This window comes from Methylocaldum sp. GT1TLB, assembly GCF_051027445.1.
Classification (GTDB): domain Bacteria; phylum Pseudomonadota; class Gammaproteobacteria; order Methylococcales; family Methylococcaceae; genus Methylocaldum.
Window position 1 is genome coordinate 1,777,895 of sequence record NZ_CP194898.1, and the last position, 18,342, is coordinate 1,796,236.

At 60.4% G+C, this 18,342-nt stretch carries 17 protein-coding genes; 11 read left to right on the forward strand and 6 right to left on the reverse strand.

Annotation, left to right across the window (positions count from 1 at the left end; translation table 11 throughout):
• Positions 1-19: 19 nt before the first annotated feature.
• The gene (locus tag ACR2R1_RS07705) at positions 20-541 is read right to left on the reverse strand and encodes an acyltransferase (protein WP_139841022.1); all 522 of its coding nucleotides are present in this window, start codon (positions 539-541) and stop codon (positions 20-22) included.
• A 1,264-nt stretch (positions 542-1,805) separates the two neighbouring features.
• On the opposite strand from ACR2R1_RS07705, the gene ACR2R1_RS07710 reads away from it, so the two are divergent.
• Both ACR2R1_RS07710 and hpnR read left to right on the forward strand, forming a co-directional pair.
• Complete coding sequence (locus tag ACR2R1_RS07710) at positions 1,806-3,110, forward strand: alpha/beta hydrolase (protein WP_434113402.1); 1,305 nt, start codon at positions 1,806-1,808, stop codon at positions 3,108-3,110.
• A gap of 456 nt (positions 3,111-3,566) precedes the next feature.
• Positions 3,567-5,120, forward strand: coding sequence for a hopanoid C-3 methylase HpnR (gene hpnR / locus ACR2R1_RS07715; RefSeq protein ID WP_434113403.1), 1,554 nt, complete (start codon positions 3,567-3,569; stop codon positions 5,118-5,120).
• Positions 5,121-5,302: 182 nt separating this feature from the next.
• Here the strand turns inward: hpnR and ACR2R1_RS07720 are convergent, their stop codons facing one another.
• Positions 5,303-6,907, reverse strand: a complete 1,605-nt coding sequence (locus tag ACR2R1_RS07720; RefSeq protein WP_434113405.1) for an FAD-binding oxidoreductase — start codon at positions 6,905-6,907, stop codon at positions 5,303-5,305.
• A gap of 326 nt (positions 6,908-7,233) precedes the next feature.
• On the opposite strand from ACR2R1_RS07720, the gene ACR2R1_RS07725 reads away from it, so the two are divergent.
• From ACR2R1_RS07725 to ACR2R1_RS07760, 8 genes are all read left to right on the forward strand, one after another.
• Complete coding sequence (locus ACR2R1_RS07725; protein WP_077730667.1) at positions 7,234-7,671, forward strand: hypothetical protein; 438 nt, start codon at positions 7,234-7,236, stop codon at positions 7,669-7,671.
• Between the two features lie 175 nt (positions 7,672-7,846).
• Positions 7,847-8,380, forward strand: coding sequence for a DUF421 domain-containing protein (locus ACR2R1_RS07730; RefSeq protein WP_077730668.1), 534 nt, complete (start codon positions 7,847-7,849; stop codon positions 8,378-8,380).
• Positions 8,381-8,386: 6 nt separating this feature from the next.
• Positions 8,387-8,572 (forward strand): hypothetical protein, encoded by a 186-nt coding sequence (locus ACR2R1_RS07735; protein ID WP_077730669.1) that lies wholly within the window; start codon positions 8,387-8,389, stop codon positions 8,570-8,572.
• A 101-nt stretch (positions 8,573-8,673) separates the two neighbouring features.
• Positions 8,674-9,687, forward strand: coding sequence for a mechanosensitive ion channel family protein (locus tag ACR2R1_RS07740; protein ID WP_077730670.1), 1,014 nt, complete (start codon positions 8,674-8,676; stop codon positions 9,685-9,687).
• A 77-nt stretch (positions 9,688-9,764) separates the two neighbouring features.
• Entirely contained in the window at positions 9,765-10,289 is a 525-nt protein-coding gene (locus ACR2R1_RS07745; RefSeq protein WP_156879819.1) for a c-type cytochrome, read from the forward strand.
• Positions 10,286-10,642, forward strand: a complete 357-nt coding sequence (locus tag ACR2R1_RS07750) for a c-type cytochrome (protein ID WP_434113409.1) — start codon at positions 10,286-10,288, stop codon at positions 10,640-10,642. Before ACR2R1_RS07745 ends, ACR2R1_RS07750 begins: the two co-directional genes overlap by 4 nt.
• A 183-nt stretch (positions 10,643-10,825) precedes the next feature.
• Positions 10,826-12,616 carry a methanol/ethanol family PQQ-dependent dehydrogenase gene (locus tag ACR2R1_RS07755; RefSeq protein WP_434113411.1) on the forward strand — a complete coding sequence of 597 codons (1,791 nt, stop codon included), beginning with the start codon at positions 10,826-10,828 and terminating at the stop codon, positions 12,614-12,616.
• Complete coding sequence (locus ACR2R1_RS07760) at positions 12,613-13,425, forward strand: substrate-binding domain-containing protein (protein ID WP_156879816.1); 813 nt, start codon at positions 12,613-12,615, stop codon at positions 13,423-13,425. Before ACR2R1_RS07755 ends, ACR2R1_RS07760 begins: the two co-directional genes overlap by 4 nt.
• Positions 13,426-13,763: 338 nt before the next feature.
• On the opposite strand, the gene ACR2R1_RS07765 is transcribed toward ACR2R1_RS07760, so the two are convergent.
• The 4 genes from ACR2R1_RS07765 to ACR2R1_RS07780 form a co-directional block, all read right to left on the reverse strand.
• The gene (locus ACR2R1_RS07765; RefSeq protein ID WP_156879815.1) at positions 13,764-14,447 is read right to left on the reverse strand and encodes a hypothetical protein; all 684 of its coding nucleotides are present in this window, start codon (positions 14,445-14,447) and stop codon (positions 13,764-13,766) included.
• A 630-nt stretch (positions 14,448-15,077) separates the two neighbouring features.
• The gene (locus ACR2R1_RS07770) at positions 15,078-15,905 is read right to left on the reverse strand and encodes a cytochrome-c peroxidase (protein ID WP_434113413.1); all 828 of its coding nucleotides are present in this window, start codon (positions 15,903-15,905) and stop codon (positions 15,078-15,080) included.
• Complete coding sequence (locus ACR2R1_RS07775) at positions 15,902-16,036, reverse strand: hypothetical protein (RefSeq protein ID WP_434113415.1); 135 nt, start codon at positions 16,034-16,036, stop codon at positions 15,902-15,904. Before ACR2R1_RS07775 ends, ACR2R1_RS07770 begins: the two co-directional genes overlap by 4 nt.
• 281 nt (positions 16,037-16,317) lie before the next feature.
• Positions 16,318-16,674, reverse strand: coding sequence for a DsrE/DsrF/TusD sulfur relay family protein (locus tag ACR2R1_RS07780; protein ID WP_086134163.1), 357 nt, complete (start codon positions 16,672-16,674; stop codon positions 16,318-16,320).
• A gap of 269 nt (positions 16,675-16,943) precedes the next feature.
• On the opposite strand from ACR2R1_RS07780, the gene ACR2R1_RS07785 reads away from it, so the two are divergent.
• Positions 16,944-18,305: an APC family permease gene (locus ACR2R1_RS07785; RefSeq protein WP_434113417.1), complete on the forward strand. Its 1,362-nt coding sequence runs from the start codon at positions 16,944-16,946 to the stop codon at positions 18,303-18,305.
• Positions 18,306-18,342: the final 37 nt, after the last annotated feature.

The following is an 18,342-nucleotide window of genomic DNA, read 5'->3' on the forward strand; positions in this document are numbered from 1 at the left end:
CCTAGGCAAATCAAAAGCTTTATGCCTGAATTTTTTTCAGTATCTTCGCAGGAACCCCGCCGACTACCGTGTAGTCCGGAACGTCTTTATGAACAACGGCTCCGGCCGCAATCACCGCCCCTTCACCGATCGTAACTCCCTGCAAAATAATCGCTCCTGCACCTATCCAGACTTTATCTTTCACTACTATAGGTTTGGTGAAGACTCTTCTGCCTTTGCCCTCCTCGTGAATAACGTCGTGGCTTGCAGACTCAATCGATACCCGCGGTCCGATCAGGCAGTGCCTTCCGATTCGTATTTCACTCTCTTGACAACCAAATCTCGTTTCGCTGTTGAAATATGTGCCTTCCGATATAAATATCTTATTCGTAGTATCTGCGCGCAAAGAAAGGGGCCCGGTGATTACTACCCGCTTTTCGATATTTAAGCCTGCCATCCTGTAAAAACTTGGTCGAATCTTATTGAAATAGAGGTATCTTGGAAGTGAATTACCAAGAGTAATAAAAAAATGGTTTAGTAAAACTTTTAATAATACTTTCATTAACCCCCCTAAAATACAGATATGGCGTTTTCGAATCCTGTTAGTAATTCGAAACAGCGAGACAGGAGCGTTCCGTTCAAACTAAGGAACGTTGAGATTCGACCGGCCAACCGGATACGGTTCGTCGCCACGGAATTCAGTACGGAATTTGCGTATTCTTTCCGGAGTTCCCGCATTTCCCGCGACGATGCGTCACGGCATCTTGCGCTGAGGCACAGCCCGTAATCCCAGCATGGGGCGCCTTTCCCCGCTGTCTCTGGCGTCGCCGCTTTGCTAACTCGGTTACTATCGCCGCGGGTTTGCGCGCGATCGTCCAGTGTCCTGGCATATCCCGTGCCACTGAGTGGAAGCAAGCTTTTCCACTTTGGGCTCGGACGACATAATCGCTATGAATCAGGAAAGGCAAAACTGGAAGAAAGCATGAAACCTGAATGACCCCGAACGCATGAGCGATGAGTACTGACAGTTTTGTCGGGCGAAAGTGACGACCCTAGTCATCTTGTTCGCGGGAGTGACGCTGCTGCACGACGCTCGCGCCGGGTTGGTCGGACCGGCAAGCCGCCCTCCGGCCCAAGGAAGCGCCGATTACTCGTCCACCGAAGCCACCGCTGCGCGTAACTGGCTAATCGAAAAGCCCTTACCCGACCTCCTCCCAACCCGAAAGGGCTTTTTCAGCGCTTCTTCGGGGAGGAGGTCGTGTTCTGAACGCTTTGGCGGGAGAATGTCGTCATCCTCATTGAAATCCCGGCCTGGCGAAGTTCACACCGGCGGACGGCTTGAATGCGCCGGTGGTTGGGGTGGCTTTTGAATGGGTGACAGTCGTTCAAACCGACATGGCAGAGTGGATGACTCAAGTGTTTTCCAATTCGGTGCAGCGAACGCCACCAGGTCTTAACCCCAGCGGGCCGCACACGTCGCCGTTGCACCGGTTATGCCCGCTCTGGTCTAATTCCACAAATGGTATCGCCGCCTGTCGGTCAACGGTGGGACGTTATGGAACGTGCCGGCGGCAAGCGCCGCCTGTGATTGCTCATGGCAATACCGGATAAGCCGGCCAGGCGTAGAACGTTCTCTTCGGTCCAGAGTCGGGACCAAACACTGTGCACTAGAGGCGACAGGGGGATTCTTCGCAATCCTCCACAACGGCCCACTGCCGTTTCCAGGCTCCTAAGTCGAAGCGTAAAGCTGCATGCGGACCAGGCCGGCGTGAAGACGCCAGATTTCTTCAGCGAGGACTGATATGCCATATCGCCGGAAAAATCCGATGTTTCGATGGCGCGGAATCTCGGCCGTATTGTTGCTGTGCATCTGCCAGATCGCGTCCGCCAAACGAGTGGACGAGTCGTCGTACCACTACCCCTACAAGAATCCTTATCTCGCCACCGCCACCGTCGCCATCCTGAAAGACCGCGAACAACGCTATGTCTGGGAGGAAACCCAGCATTTGGACCTGGAGCTGATTCCGGGCCGGAACGATGTTTACCTGCTGGAAGGCAAAGGAAAACTGCGTATCCGCTATTCGCCGCATCCGGGACCTGCGCCGCTGGTGTTTCTCCTGCCGGGATTCGGCGGTTCCGCCTATTCGGGCGCCGCCCGTTATCTCGCGCAGCTGCTTACCGACCATGGTTTTCAAGTGCTGTCGCTGCCCTCCCCGTTTCATTGGAACTTCACCTTGGGCGCCAGCCGCTCGGCCTTGCCCGGCCTCACCGAAAGGGACAGCGAGGACATGTACCGAGCCATGCAATCGGCTCTGAACGCCGTACGCGAGCGATTTCATCCGGAAATCACCCGAATCGGCCTGATTGGGATGAGCCACGGCGCGTTGACCGCGGCCCATTTGAGCAAACTCGACTCGGAAAGAAAGAAAATCGGCTTCGACGCCACTCTCCTGATCAACCCTCCCATCGATCTGCTCGGGGCGATCCGCACAATTGAGCAGCTGGCGGACTTGGAAGCTCGCTACACGGAAAAGCAGAGATCGAACATCCAGTCCTACGCCATCGGCACTGGCAGTGCCGCCCTCAGCCGGGACATCGAGGATCCCGATTATTTCGCCCACTGGGACCGGCGTCTCAAGCTGGACGATGAAAAAATACGCTATCTGATCGGATGGACCTTGCGTCAGCCCGTGGGAAGCTCGCTTTACGTCAGCGCCTTGGTTCATCCGGCGATGGGATTTCTTCGGGCACCGATTACCTGGGGATATCGAAGCGCCCGCCTGGAAGAAGCCCGATCGTACGACCTCATGAGCTATCTCGAACGGGTCCTGGTGCCGCATTTGGAGCGGACCAGCAAACGGAAGCTCGGCTTCGAGGAATTGGTCAGAGAGTCATCACTGAAAGGCATCGCGCCGGCCTTGCGCGACAATCCGAAGGTTTATCTCATGCACAATGCGGATGATTTCCTCGTGTCCGGCGAAGACCTGACATTCGCCGAACGGATCTTCGGCGACCGCGCAACCATTTACCCCCGCGGCGGCCATCTCGGCAATCTCTGGTACACGCAGAACCGGCGGGACATTCTGACCACATTGAAGCCGCTGCTGGGCGACCGTTCAGACGAGAGATAGGCCGAGCCGGTGCCGCGATATCTCTCGCCGCAGCCGGCGCCCGTGACCGAATACCTGCTCGACCGGCGCGCGCCCCGTGCCCTCATAGAGGGTTTTCTATCCCGGTGTACGGATTCGTTCCAGGAGGGGAGAACGTAGGTCGGCAATCCCTTCCCAATCGCAAACGGTCGCTTTAGTCGCGACCCTTCCGACAAAGCCCTTCGCCGAGCCGATACGTCGGCAAGGGATTGCCGACCTACATATCCGAGTCCCTTACACCGATTCGGAAAACGCTCTAGCCCGTGAAATCCGGCGGAATGACAATTTTCTTATGGCGAGCGCCGCCTCAAAGGAATTTCCGTCATTGACATGGACTCCAAATTTCATAGTCTGCTTTTGACCCGACACCGACCGATGGTGCGGAACAAGGATTTTCCTGAACGAATCGACAAACCAATAACTAGAAGAGATCACTCCATGAAAATTCTCGCCGTCCACCCCAGTCCCCTGATGTACACCAAGGTCTTTCTCCGTCTCGAGCCTTTAGGTTTGGAAATGGTCGCGGAATCGGCACGCCGCCTGGGGCACTCGGTCCGCCTGATCGATCTTCAGGTCGAGACCCACCGGGATTTCTACCGGATGCTGGAAACCTGGCGGCCGGACGTCGTGGCCTTCGCCCTCAATTACCTGGCCAATGTTCCGGAAGTGATCGATCTCGCCAAGGACGCCAAGGACCGGCTACCCGACAGCTTCGTCTGCATCGGCGGGCACAGCGCCTCGTTCACGGCCAAGGACCTGCTGGAACACGGCGAGGGCAAGATCGATTGCGTGCTGCGCGGCGAGGGCGAAGCCGGATTTCCGAAGCTCTTGGAGGCGATCGAGCACGACCGCGATTCGGTGCATAAGGTACCGGGAGCCGTCACGGCCGACGGCGAAGGTCCGCCGCCCGGCTTCGTGGCCGATCTCGACGATGTCAGCCCGGCTCGGGATTTGGTGCGGCATCGCCGCAAATATTTCCTCGGCACTCTCGATCCCTGTGCCTCGGTCGAATTCACCCGCGGCTGTCCCTGGGACTGCTCCTTTTGCAGCGCCTGGACCTTTTACGGCCGCAGCTACCGCGTGATGAGCCCGCAGAAGATCGTCGAGGACCTGAGCCGCGTCCGGGAACCCGGCGTCTTCATCGTCGACGACGTGGCTTTCATCCAGGACAAGCACGGCTTCGAAATCGGCGAAGCCATCGCCCGACGCGGAATCAAGAAGGAGTATTACCTCGAGACCCGGGGCGACGTGCTGCTCCGCAACAAGGACGTGTTCCGGTTCTGGAAAACGCTGGGCATGGAATACATGTTTCTCGGGGTCGAGGCCATCGACGAGGCCGGTCTCGCTCTTTATCGGAAGCGGGTGAGCCTGTCCAAGAACTTCGAGGCGCTCGAATTCGCCCGCTCCCTGGGGATCACCGTCGCCATCAACCTCATCGCCGACCCCGATTGGGACCGGGACCGCTTCGAAACCATCCGCCAGTGGTGTCTGGAGATTCCGGAGATCGTCAACATCAGCGTCAACACGCCCTACCCCGGCACCGAAACCTGGCACACCGAATCACGAAAGCTGACCACCCGCGACTACCGTTTGTTCGACATCCAGCATGCCGTCCTGCCCACCCGGCTGCCGCTGCCCGAGTTCTACGCGGAACTGGTGAAAACCCAGCAGGTGCTCAATCTGAAACACATGGGCTGGGAATCCCTCAAAGGCGCGGCCGGCATCGTCTTCCGCCGTCTGCTGCGGGGCCAGACCAACTTCCTGAAAAGCCTGTGGAAATTCAACAGCGTCTTCAACCCGGAACTGCAACTGGCGGACCACCGGCGCCCGGTCAAATACGAGATGTCCCTGCCGCCCGAACGCAGCGAGCAGAAATTCAAGCCGCAAACCCTTTACGTCCACGAGATCCGCGAACGCAAGCCGCGCGCGCTGGACGAGGCGACCGAGCGCTTCGTCGACGAAAGCCGAACGGGGGCCTTGGCCGAGTCCTGACGCGGTTCGTCGGCAAAGGATTGCCGACCTACTATATCGTCAGTTTTAGGCGTAGGTAGGCAATCCTTTGCCGACGAACCTTTCTACAACCAAACCGAAAAATGCTCTTGCAGTCGCCATAGCCATGGCAGAAGAGATCGGCCAACGGCGAGCATCAGCAAAACCGGAGCCTGCATTAGAAGTCACATCGCCCGTCTCAGATGCAATGGTCTCGCATACGAGAACGAATCCATCACCCTGCCCGGGTTCATCCGGTTCTGCGGGTCCCAAATCGCCTTGAACTCGCGGAATGCTTGAACCAACGCGTCGCCGTACAGTTTGGGCAAAAGGTCCGCTTGTGCCGGTTCGTCGGCCTGTTCGGTGGACAGTGAACCGTTGTAACGCACGACAAGGTCCGTCTTTTCGTCGACGAAAGCCCTCCAATGTCGGATGCGTTCGTGCGCGATGAAGTCGATCCGATAGTGGATACAGCCCTCGCCGAAATGGCCGTACAAAGAACAGCGATAACCGTATTTATCGAGCAACGCCCGGTATTCCCTCAAATACGGACCGACATCCTGAGGATGCACGGCCGCATCCTCCCAAATCGGCCGGACCATCCGCAATCCCGCCCCATGGGTAGTCGCCGTAAGTCCGGCCTCCCGGAACTTCCGTATCCGGGCTTCATCGCGAGGATCGTCCAGCAGCTTCATGGACGGAGCCCCTGGTTTGCAGCGCAGTTCGTCCATGAGTTGCCGCGCTCTGCCGGCGGATTCTTCCTGAGTTTCGCCTCCGAACTCCAGGATCAGCCAGCCGCGCCCCGCGGGCAGCAGTTGCAATTCCTCCAAGCGCATTTGTTTGGCCTTCATGGACCTGACGAGCGAGTCGTCGATGCCTTCGAGGCCGATGGGTTTGAACGCCATGAGTTCGGCAATGTGGTCGGCGGCCCGGAAAATGTCCGGATAACCCAGCACCAGCAGCGTGCGCACGGGCGGGCTCGGCACCAGGCGCAATTCCGCATGCAGGACAATAACGCAGGTTTCCTCGGTACCGACCAGTGCGCGAGCGAGATTGAAGCCGTTCTCGGGCAGCAATTGATCTATCGCATAGCCGGAGAGGCGGCGCGGAATCTTGGGAAAGCGTGCCCGGATCGTATCGGCGTATTTGTCGCGCAACGCCTTTAGGCCGGCATAGATCTCCCCGCGCCGGCCGCCGCCGCGAATGATGGCCTCCAAATCCTCCTCCGAGGTCGGACCGACGGTCATGCGCAGCCCGTCGTAAGTGAGGATGTCCAACCTGTGGACATTATCGGCGGTATGCCCGGCCATGACCGAGTGCAGTCCGCACGCGTTGCTGCCTATCATGCCGCCCAGAGTGCAGTGAGCGTGGTTCGATGGGTCGGGACCGAAGGTCAGATGGTGCTCCTCCGCTTTACTCCGCAGAGAATCGAGTGCGCATCCCGGCTCCACGACTGCCCGCTGCCGTGAGGGGTCGATGGCGAGAACGCCCCGAAGATACTTGGACATGTCGATGATCACGACGGAGTTGCGCCACGGCACGGCCAAGCGGGTTCCTCCCCCGTGCGTCGTGATGGGCGTATCGTGTTTGCGGCAGGCGGCAACGGTCTCGACCACGTCGTTGACGTCGCGCGGGATGACCACGCCGATCGGCATCTGCTGGTAGTCGGCTGCGTCCGCCGCGTAGAGCGCGCGGCTGCGGAAATCGAACCGGACCTCGCCGCGAACACGTTTGCGAATGGCGATGGCCAGAGCCTCCGCCGCTGTAGCGTTTAGAATTGAATGCACCATCGGACCTCCATGTCAGATAGACGTGCAATTACTTCCGAGAAAGAAACACCCGCCGGCGATCCTTGCCGTTAGCGCCGAATCGATTCTAAACCTTCGCGCGGCTAAGACATAGTCCCGCCAGCCCTAACCAAGGCATCTACACAAGCATCCAAAGCCACCCTTCCGTGCCGGGTGACAAATTGTGCAGATACCTATGCCGCCATAGGGAACAATCCAATGCCGCCCGAGTCACTTCGATAAGGCATAGTGGAACGGCCTCCGTTCCGGCAATGTGAAATGTCAATCGGCCGGCGAGAAAGGGCATCGGAGGCTTGTGCGCAAACCCCATGAATCACGGTAGAGACGTTGCATTTATCCGCGTTCACGAAATCGAAAGCCGCTGCCGGCAACCCATGCACATCGACACCACCATTCTGCCTTTGGCGGAAAGCCGGTTGCTGGTCAATCCGGAATACGTCGACGTCGGCCGGCTTCCGGAGATGCTCAAGTCTTGGGATATCCTGGTCGCACCCGAGCCCGATCCGACGCCGAGCACGTTTCTACAGCTCGTATCCATGTCCAGCCGTTGGCTGAGCGTCAACGTGCTCTCGATCGACGAAAAGCGAATGATCGTCGAAAAAGACCAGCCGTCGATGATACGGCTCTTGGAACGGCACGGCTTCGAGCCGATTCCCTGCTCGTTTGCGAGCTATGCGCCGCTCGGCGGTTCGTTCCATTGCGCCACCCTGGACATTCGACGACGCGGCGAACGGCAGTGTTATTAACCCGGCCTATATTTATAGGCCGGGTTAATCCGGGGCAGGGATGCCCCGGCGCGGCGACAAGCCGCGTGAGCCCAGGCCGGGCGTGTACCGGGCCTGGGCGGCGGCCCGAAATACCAGGAGGGTATTTACGGGCCTGATTAATATTTCTAAGGATTTCTTACCGCAAGGAGGCACTATGTTTTTCGACAATTGGATGAGTCTCGTGAGAACCGGCGTGGTGGGTGTGTGCGCCTATGTCCTGCTGGTGCTGCTTTTGCGGGTCTCGGGCAAACGCACCCTGTCCAAGCTCAACGCCTTCGACCTCGTGGTGACCGTGGCATTGGGTTCCACCTTGGCGACGGTGTTGCTGACGAAGAACGTGACCTTGGCCGATGGCGTGCTGGCCTTCGCCCTGCTCATCTTTCTTCAGTGGGCTTTGGCCTGGCTGTCGGCCCGGTCCAGCACGGTAAGCCGTATGGTCAAAGACGAACCGCGCCTGCTGTTCCATCGAGGCCAATTCCTGCACGCGGCGCTCAAGGCGGAACGGGTTACCGAGGGAGAAATCCTGCAGGCTCTCCGCACCCAGGGGATCGCGTCGCCCGACCAAGTGGGCGCGGTGGTTCTGGAAACCGACGGCAGCTTCAGCGTCCTGCAAAACATCGACACCGGCGGCGCTTCGAGCCTGGCGGGGGTGCGCGGCAGCGAACACGAGACCTCGACCGCGGCCTAGCCTCTCTTGATTCTGCTGCTGATCCATAAGCTGCTGCCCGGCCGGCAAGTGCCGTGGAGGGCCAGGCCGGAAACGCTGTTTCGCCGTTGGCTGCCCCGAGTGCTGCGAATTCTGCTGGTCGGATTCGGGATGTTTCTTGCGGCTGACGTGGTGCTGCGGGCGCTGGGCTTGGAACTGCCGTTCGGGGAATAAAGGCTGCGCGATCGGGCTCTGTCTTTCCGGATTCGAGCCAATGCGGATAAAAACCGTCCGTCGCCGGTCGGTACCGTAAAGGCGAACAGGAAACTGCCGACATGGATGAAATCATTCGCTTGGTGGGCCCTAGCCGGGCCGTGGAAATTTTCGGGATTCGGCTGGTCGGCATCAATGCCGAGAACGGCAAGAAGCTCCTGATGAGTCTTCTCCTGATCGCCATGATTTTTCTGTTGCGATGGGCGATCCGTCAGGGCTCGAAATTCATCTTCCGCCGCCGCCCCGACGAGCAGACCGAATTCTGGGCGCGCCAAACGATCCAGCTCATTACCGCCTTTCTGTTGTTGTTGGGACTCGCCTCCATCTGGTTCAACGACCCGACCCGGCTCGCCACCGCCTTGGGCCTCGTGACGGCAGGTCTCGCTTTCGCCCTGCAGCGGGTGGTCACCGCGGCAGCGGGTTATTTCGTGATCTTGAGAGGCAAGACCTTCCATGTGGGCGACCGCATCGTCATGGGCGGCGTGCGCGGCGATGTGGTGGCCTTGGGCTTCATGCAGACGACGATCATGGAAATGGGCCAGCCGCCGTCGGTGCAGGCTGCCGATCCGGCCATGTGGGTGCGAAGCCGGGAATACACCGGCCGTCTGGTCACGGTCAGCAACGCCAGGATTTTCGACGAGCCGGTTTACAACTACACCCGCGACTTCCCCTATATTTGGGAAGAACTGAGCCTCCCGATTCCGTACCGGGCCGACCGCGAACGCGCCGAGCGCATCGTCACGGAAGCTGCCCTGCGCCACACGATCACGACCAATAAGCTCGGGCAGGAGGCCTTGGAAGAGATGCAGCGGCGCTATTTCCTGAAACCGACCGAGATCGGGCCGCGGGTCTATTACCGCCTGACCGATAATTGGCTGGAGCTGACCGTGCGCTTCATCGTGCGCGACCGCGGCATTCGCGAAGCCAAGGACGCGCTGAGCCGCGACATCCTCCAGGGCTTCGAACAGGCCGGCATCGAACTCGCTTCGGCAACCTTCGAGATCGTGGGAGTTCCGCCGCTTCGGATCGAGAAAGAGTCGCGGATTCAGCCTGCCGGCGCGTTCGATCATACGTAATATCCGCTAACGACAGACGCGTCGTTTTCGTCTAATTTGAGGTATCGCCCGCCTCAATCGTTTATCGGCCGCTTTAGATGGGAAGCATTAAGCGCCTTGTATTGTTGAGCTCGGCCGCCGCAGCGGCATCATCGGCGTTATTTCCCGTATTTGGCCAGGAATGGGGGGCGAGACCGCTGCATCGCCCCAGCGCCGCCCAATTGCTGGAAGTGCCCATCTCCGGCAATCCGATCGTCCCGCGGCGCGGACTGCCGATCGAGAATCCGTACGCGAACGATGCCGGCGCCATCGTGCAGGGCCGAAAGCTGTTCGACAGCCTGAATTGCAGCGGTTGTCATGCCCCCTTGGGCGGAGGCGGCATGGGTCCGCCCTTGAGCGACCGCGACTGGATCTACGGCGGAGAACCCGCCGCGATCTATCTCAGCATCGCGCAAGGCCGTCCCAACGGTATGCCGGCCTGGAGCCGGGCCTTGCCGCCGCAGTCCATTTGGCAACTGGTGACCTATATCCGAACGCTCGGCGGAGCGCCCGCACCGGACGCCGGCTCGACGGAAAAGCCGGCCCATCCCGATTCGGGTCGTGGACGCGGCTCCCAACGATGAAGGCACCGGTACTCAAGCACCTTGTCGCGCTCGCGATTTGCCTGGCCGGCGATGCCGGCGCAGCGCCTTCCGTGGCGCAGCTCGAACGTGAGGGTTACCAGGTGTTCATCGAGCGTTGCGGCGTCTGTCATGCCGTCCGCGGAACCGCTGCCTATGGCATTTTGGGTCCCGACCTGACCCATCTGATGAGCCGGCGTTACATCGGCGCGGGGACGCTCCCGAATACGGTGGGCAATCTCGGAGGATGGATCGCGGATGCGCAGGCGCAAAAGCCGGGCTGCTTCATGCCGACCATGGATCTCTCCGGCCCGGAATTGCAGGCGGTGCTCGCCTATCTCCAGACTCTGCGCTGAATGGCTGGGACCGCGTCCGATGTAGGTCGGGAATCCTTTCACGGCGCATTTGTCGGCAAAGGATTGCCGACCTACGATTAACGTCGCGCCCGAAGTAGGTCGGGAATCCTTTCCCGACACAGCGGGTCGACAAGCCGGCTTTCCGGCAAAGGATTGTTGATCTACAGCTGGAGGAGAGACCGGATGATCCGATCGATGCTGTGTTTGCTGATTTCTGCCGCCTGTTCGGGATGGCTGGCGAATGCCCCGGCTTCGGACGAGGTCGTCCGCCTTTCTCAGGACGACGGCCAATGGGTGATGGCCGCCAAGAATTACGCCAATACCCGCTTCAGCGGCCTGGATCAGATCAACGCCGGCAACGTCAAACAGCTCCGCGTCGCCTGGGTGTTTTCGACCGGAGTGCTCAACGGCCACGAGGCGGCGCCGCTGGTCGTGAAGGATACGATGTACCTCGTCACCCCCTGGCCCAATCTTCTCTACGCCTTGGACTTGAATCAGGCCGGCGCGATCAAGTGGGTGTACAAGCCGAACCCCAGCCGAGCCGCGCAGGGCGTGGCCTGTTGCGACGTGGTGAACCGCGGGGCGGCCTACGCCGAGGGAAAAATCTTCTTCAACACGCTGGACAATCATACCGTGGCGGTCGATGCGGCCACGGGCAAGGAAGCGTGGAAAACCAAGCTGGGCGAAATCGCCATGGGCGAAACCATGACCATGGCCCCCATCGTGGTGAAGAACAAGGTTCTGGTCGGCAACAGCGGCGGCGAGATGGGCGTGCGCGGCTGGATCACCGCGCTCGATACCCGTAACGGCCGGATCCTCTGGCAGGCGTACAGCACGGGGCCGGACAAGGACGTATTGATCGGACCGGATTTCAAGCCGCCTTACGTAACCGGCGAGAACCTGGGCGCGACCACCTGGCCGTCCGAGACGGCCTGGCAAATCGGCGGCGGGACGGTCTGGGGCTGGATTTCCTACGACCCGGAAGCCGATCTGATCTATTACGGCACCTCCAACGCCGGCCCCTGGAATGCCGTGCAACGCCCCGGCGACAACAAATGGACCTCTTCGGTGTTCGCCCGCGATCCCGACACCGGCATGGCGCGCTGGGCCTACCAGTGGAATCCGCACGATCTCTACGACTACGACGGCATCAACGAGAACGTGCTACTCGACCTGAATATCGGCGGCCAGGATCGCAAGGTCTTGGTGCATGCCGACCGCAACGGCTACATGTACGTGATGGACCGGCTGACCGGCGAAATCATTTCCGCCGAGCCGTTCGTCTATACCAACACGGTCAAGCGCGTCGACCTGAAGACCGGCATCCCGGATCTGGCGACCGGCAAAGAACCGCAACTCGGCAAGTTCGTGAAAGATATCTGCCCCGCCCCGCCGGGCGGCAAGGACTGGCAGCCCATGGCTTATTCGCCGCGCACGGGCTTTCTTTACGTGCCCCACAACAACCTCTGTTTCGACATGAGAACCATGGAAGTGGGCTATATCGCGGGAACGCCCTATGTGGGCGCCGAAGTCGCGATGAAGGCGGGACCGGGCGGCAACCGCGGCTTCTTTACCGCCTGGGACCCGGTCCAGAACAAGAAAGTGTGGGCCATCGAGGAGCCGTTTCCGGCCTGGAGCGGCGCCCTGGCGACGGCGGGCGATGTGGTGTTCTACGGGACCATGGACCGCTGGTTCAAGGCGGTGGACGCAAAGACCGGCCGGGAGTTGTGGAAGTTTCGGACCGGCTCCGGCGTGATCGGCCAGCCCATCACCTACCGGGGCCCCGATGGCAAACAATATGTCGCGGTGCTGGCGGGCGTCGGCGGCTGGTCCGGCGCGGTGGTGTCGGGCGAGTTGGACCCCAAGGTTCCGTACGGCGCACTGGGTTTCGTCGGGGCGATGCAGGACTTGCCCAAAGTCACGGGCGAAGGCGGCACCTTATACGTCTTCGCGCTGCCGGAGGAGCAGCCATGATCGGAGGCTTGCGCCGGATGGCATTGTGTTTGTCGCTGAGCGTCGCCGCGAGCGCCTATGCCGCTGAAGGGACGAAAATCCTGCGGATTTGCGCCGATCCCAACAACCTGCCCTTCTCCAACCAGCGCGGCGAAGGCTTCGAGAATCGCCTGGCGAAGATCATGGCCCGCGAACTCGGCCGCAAGCTGGAGTACACCTGGTGGGCACAGCGCCGTGGCTTCTTTCGGAACACGCTGAGCGCAGGGCGCTGCGACCTGGTCATGGGCGTGCCTAGCGGATTCGAAATGGCCCTGACGACCCGACCGTACTACCGCTCCAGCTACGCCCTGGTATACCGCAAGAACGCCGGCTACGCGCCGCGTTCGCTCGACGATCCGCGACTTCGGACGCTCAGGATCGGTCTTCACTTCATCGGCGACGACTACAGCAATCCGCCCCCGGCCGAAGCCCTGGCACGGCGCGGCATCATCCGGAACGTGGTCGGCTACAGCATTTACGGCGACTATCGGAAACCCAATCCGCCGGCACGCCTGATCGAGGCGGTCTCCCGAGGCGAGGTCGATGTCGCGATCGCCTGGGGACCGCTGGCGGGCTACTTCGCCAAACGCCAGCCGGTCAAGCTAGAGGTCGTACCCCTGCCGACGCCCGCCGAGGCGCAAGCGCAGCCGTTCGAATTTTCGATCGCGATGGGCGTGCGAAAAGGCGACGAGCCGTTGCGGGCCGCGCTCGATGAAGCGCTGGCAAGGAAGCGCGGCCAAGTCAACAAGTTGTTGAAGGAATACGGCGTGCCGCTCGTCGAGCCGCTGTAGCCGGCGTGTGGAAGGATTGAAATCAAGTTGGGCCGGGAATGCAGCAATTCGCTTGTCGGGACGACATGCCTCGTGGAAAACCACTCGCGGTCGGAGGAAGTGGACGTTGCTCTGCCACGGTCAAGTCGCGTGGATTGGATGGTTCAAACCGGTCGATTGCAGACCTCGGCACTTCAGCACCTTGCGGCAGCATCGGAACTTGAATCTACCTTCCAAGTTTCCCCGAATGCCCGGTGGCAAAACCTATCCGCTTTTACAGAAAGAAAACAGCCGGATCATCGCTGATCCGGCTGTTTAACCCCCCGGCGAACCCGCCTGTCAGCGGATGTGCCGTATGTCTAGTCCTCAGATCCGAGAACGGCGCGCACGTTAGCTTGACCGATCGGAAAGCCTTTCGTGAAAGCCTGGACGCCGAACTGCTGGTTCAGCGCACTGGCGGCTTCCTCCGATAGGGTGACCTTGACCTCCTCCACCGTTAGGACATCGTCGCCGCTATCGACTTTCGCGGCCTCCAGGGAAAGGTCGAACAGGGGCAAGCGCGCAACCAGATCGTCGTTTGCCACCACCAGTCCGGTCAAGACGGGCCGGTCTCCGGTCAGATCGATGATAAAGCTGGAAAGCTCCACGCGGGTGTCGCCAGCCGTGAGCGAGAGCCCGCCCGAGTGGTCTATCTCGGCGCGCACAGGCTCGAGGTCCACCACGCCCGTTGTAATCGGAAAGATGGCCCGTACCCCGTCCGAGTTCATCCGCAACTGGGCCGGTGATATAGCGTCGGGCGTGACCCCGAGATCATTCAGCGCCTGCACAAACTCTGGCGCAAGCCGCACTGTGGTCGAGCCGGAGGAAGTGGTCTCCGCCGGTGCTGCGACAGCGTGGTTTAGCTGCAGGGTGAAAAGCAGGACCGCGACCGGAACACCGATCACGGTGTCGCGCAACCGCTTGAGCAGGGTTCTACCCAGGGAGGCGCCCGAAAATGCAAGTCTGGAGAATCGAAGTGGGAAGGCGAGAGAGTTGCTAGTCATGTTCAGCTCCTTAGAACAGAGACAACAGAGTTCCTGGCGAGATATCGCAACCCTACTGGGACACGGTTCACCAGCCGTGAAACAGTATGACAATCAGGGAACCGCGGAATTCCAGGCTGTTGGAAGCGCGCGTCCGAAAATATCCACCGAGGTATTCGTGACTCTGTTGAAATCCATGGGCGCCACGACGTTGAGCTGACGTCCGACCTTCGAGCGACCTCGAATCTGTGGCCGACGTGTGGAAGCCTGAAATTGAAACGGACCGGGACTGCAATCCGTTTCAACGGACAACAAGTAGTTACCGTGTCGAAGACCGCGCGTGGTCGGATGAAGTGAGTTTCCTTTGAGCGATAAAGTCGCTGGCTAGAGCGTTTTCATACCTACTGTACGGGCACTGGCGAGTAGGTCGGGAATCCCTTCCCGACGCCGCCGTTCGGCCAACGGGTTCGTCGGAAGGGTGGCTTCGGCGCTCCCGAAGACACCGTTTGCGATTGGGAAAGGATTGCCGACCTACGAAAGCTTGAATCGATCTACCCTAGCCGAAGGCGCCAACGACGTCCGCCAAGCCTGTTTTGCCGTACGAGCGCGATGAAAACGCTTTAAGCGGTTCAGCAGGAGTCTTCCTGCGAATCATGGCGGCGTCGCCGAGAAGGTCCGTGGCGCCAATACCGGCTCGGTGGCGAACTCCTGGGGCAACTCGCCCGTCAGGCTGTTCAGGAAGGCCACCAGGTCGCTGACATCCTGGTCGGTAAGCTCTTTGCCGAGTTGCACTTTGCCCATGACGCGCACCGCTTGCGGCAGGGTGGCCACCGAGCCGTCATGGAAATACGGCGGGGTCATGGCCACGTTGCGGAGGCCAGGGACCTTAAAGAGATACTTGTCGGCGGGATTCTGGGTTTCCTTGAAACGCCCTTCGTCGATCGACGGACTGCCGGTCTCCGTCCAGTAATCCCCGAACATCCCGAATTTCCGGAATGCCGATCCACCGACAGCCACCCCGTTATGGCAGGAGACGCAGCCGAGGTCGATGAAGGTCTTCAAGCCATTCCGCGCTTGAGGCGTCAGGGCCTTGGCATCGCCTTTGAGATAGGCATCGAAGGGCGACGGCGTCACCAGGGTGCGCTCGTAGGCGCCGATGGCCTTGCCCCAGTTCTCCGGCTTCACCGGCTCCGGATCGTTCGGGAAGGCTTGTTTGAACTCGGCTTCGTAGCCCAGCGCCTTGAGCTTCCGAATCACGGCCGCAGTTTCGGGATTGCCGAAACTGGTCTGTCCCGTCAGCGATTTCATGGCCTGGTCCTCCACGTCGGCGCGATTGCCGATCCAGAGGGCCTTGAACTGGAGCGCGGCATTGAGCACGGTGGGCGCGTTGCGGGCGTTCAGGCGATGTTCGGCGCCGATCGATTTAGGCAAGGCGTCGGTTCCGTACAGGCCGGGACGATGGCAGGTCTGGCAACTCACGGTGCCGTCCAGGGAAAGCCGGGATCGAAAAACAGCTTCCGGCCCAGTGCGACACGCGCGGGATCGGTCGGGAACTCTTCGGTCGCCATATCCTTGGGGAGCGGTTCGAACAGCTGCCTGGCCTTTTCCATCAAAGGCTGCCCCGCCTCCTGGGCGTGAACCGTAACCGCGAGAAGAGCCGCTGCCCAGGGGACGCCCCGTGTCCGGCGGGCCAACGATGAAACGGAGCCGCGTCCTTTAGGGAAGCTCTGATTAAGTCCTTCGACAGGCTCAGGACGAACGGTAAGGTATGGATTCCGTTCGTGGTGAGCCCTTCGACTTGGCTCAGGACAGGCTTGTCGAACCATGAACGGAATCCACTTGTTCAGAGTTTCCCCAGCGGGACCGCCGTCGCGATGGTTGAGCCGGCTGTTCATAAGGTGATGACCCTGTCGCTATCGACCACCCATTCCGCAAGCTCGGCCATGGTGGACTGGCGTGCGCCTTCGTAGTAAGGCTGGTTTTTATGGATGCCGCATCGCGCCATGCAGGTTCCGCAAACTTTCACGGTCACGCCTCTTGCGATCAACTGTTTGAGCATCATGACGAGGTCCTGGTCGTAAGCTTCCGGAACTTTACAAGCGTCCCGCGCCATGTCGACGGCATCATTCATCAGGAAAATACGCACATCCTGACTGGCTTCAAGCAGTTTCCCCGCCAGCCGCAGCCCATTCCATGTCACGTCAGTGCCGTCATAGGGCGGCCTGTTGAAAATGATGAGTACCTTCATCGTCCATCCCTCCGTTCGTGGTGTCCGCCAAGAAAGCGATTTATCTCCTTAGACAGATATCGCTTGTCGGGGCCTCGCACAACCCCGGCACGATATATTATCGATATCCGATAACGGACTTCGATAGTATGATTTCGCCTCGGACCTGAATGCAATCGGAGAACATCCCATGAAGTCGTTTGACCCGTCTCACCGTGCTGAACTCGACGCGCGATCCGTTCGATACGGAATGGTCCTGACGGTCGCCGGCGCTGGCGAGAGGTGAAACGATGAGCGAACCACGGATCCGTCAAGCAACACAGGCCCCTGGCTCGCCTCGACTCCAACGGCGATTGGGATTGTTCGGTGCGATCATGATGGGCCTGGGTGCCATGGTTGGCACGGGCGTTTTCGTAAGCATCGGCATTGCGGCGGGCATCGCCGGGCCATCCGCCATTCTGGCTATCGTGCTGGCGGCCCTGGTTGCCATCTGCAATGGACTCGGCAGCGCCCAACTCGCCGCCAGCCATCCCGTCAGCGGCGGCACGTACGAGTACGGCTATCAATACCTCAATCCCTGGCTGGGCTTCACCGCCGGTTGGATGTTCCTGATTGCCAAGTCCGCCTCCGCTGCCACCGCCGCCCTGGGTTTCGCCGGTTACACGCTGGGGGCCTTGGGCCTCTCGCAGGATTATCTGGTCCTTCTGGCGCTGGCGGCGGTGATAGCGCTCACGCTGGTTGCGCTGAGCGGCATCCACCGTTCAAACGTGACCAACGTCGTCATTGTCTCGGTGACCCTGCTGAGTCTGCTTTTCTTCGTCATGGCCGGCTTGTCGGTCACATCGGGCGCCAACTTCACGCCGTTTTTCGCGCCCAGAGCGGACGAGACCGGCCCTCTCGGCGCATTGTTTCACGCGGCCGCCTTGATGTTCGTGGCTTACACGGGGTATGGACGTATCGCTACCTTGGGCGAGGAAGTGCACGAACCGAAGCGCACGATTCCCACAGCGATCATCCTCACCATGATCGTGACCATGGTGCTCTATATCGCCGTGGCGGCGGTCGGCGTCGGAGCCGCTGGAGCCGAGGGGCTGAGCGGTGCGGCGACGGATGCGACGAGCACACAAGCCGCACCGCTGGCCGTGGCCGCGCGGCAGTTTCCCATCCCTTTCAGCCCGCATATTCTGGCGATCGGTGCCGTGACGGCCATGTTGGGCGTGCTGCTCAACCTGATTCTGGGACTGTCGCGCGTGCTGCTGGCGATGGGCCGCCGCCGCGATATGCCGGTCATTTTTGAACGCCTCGATGAAGCCAAGACGACGCCTTACTGGGCCGTACTGGCGGTAGGTGTGGTTATCGGCGGGCTCGTGCTGATCGGCAATGTCAATACGACGTGGTCATTTAGCGCATTCACCGTCTTGATCTACTATGCCCTGACCAATGCCGCGGCGCTGCGGCTGCCTGCCGAGCAGCGGCTTTATCCGCCCTGGGTCGCGGGACTGGGATTACTGGCGTGTCTGTTCCTGGCGTTCTGGGTGGAGCGGCAGATTTGGCTGACCGGTTTAGGACTTATTGCCGCCGGTCTCCTCTGGCACGCGGTCGCGAAGCGGCGGCATGACGCTTCCAGCGCATCAAGCCGATCATCCGGCTAGGCACCGCACCCGACTCACTCCAGACGCCGCTACGCTC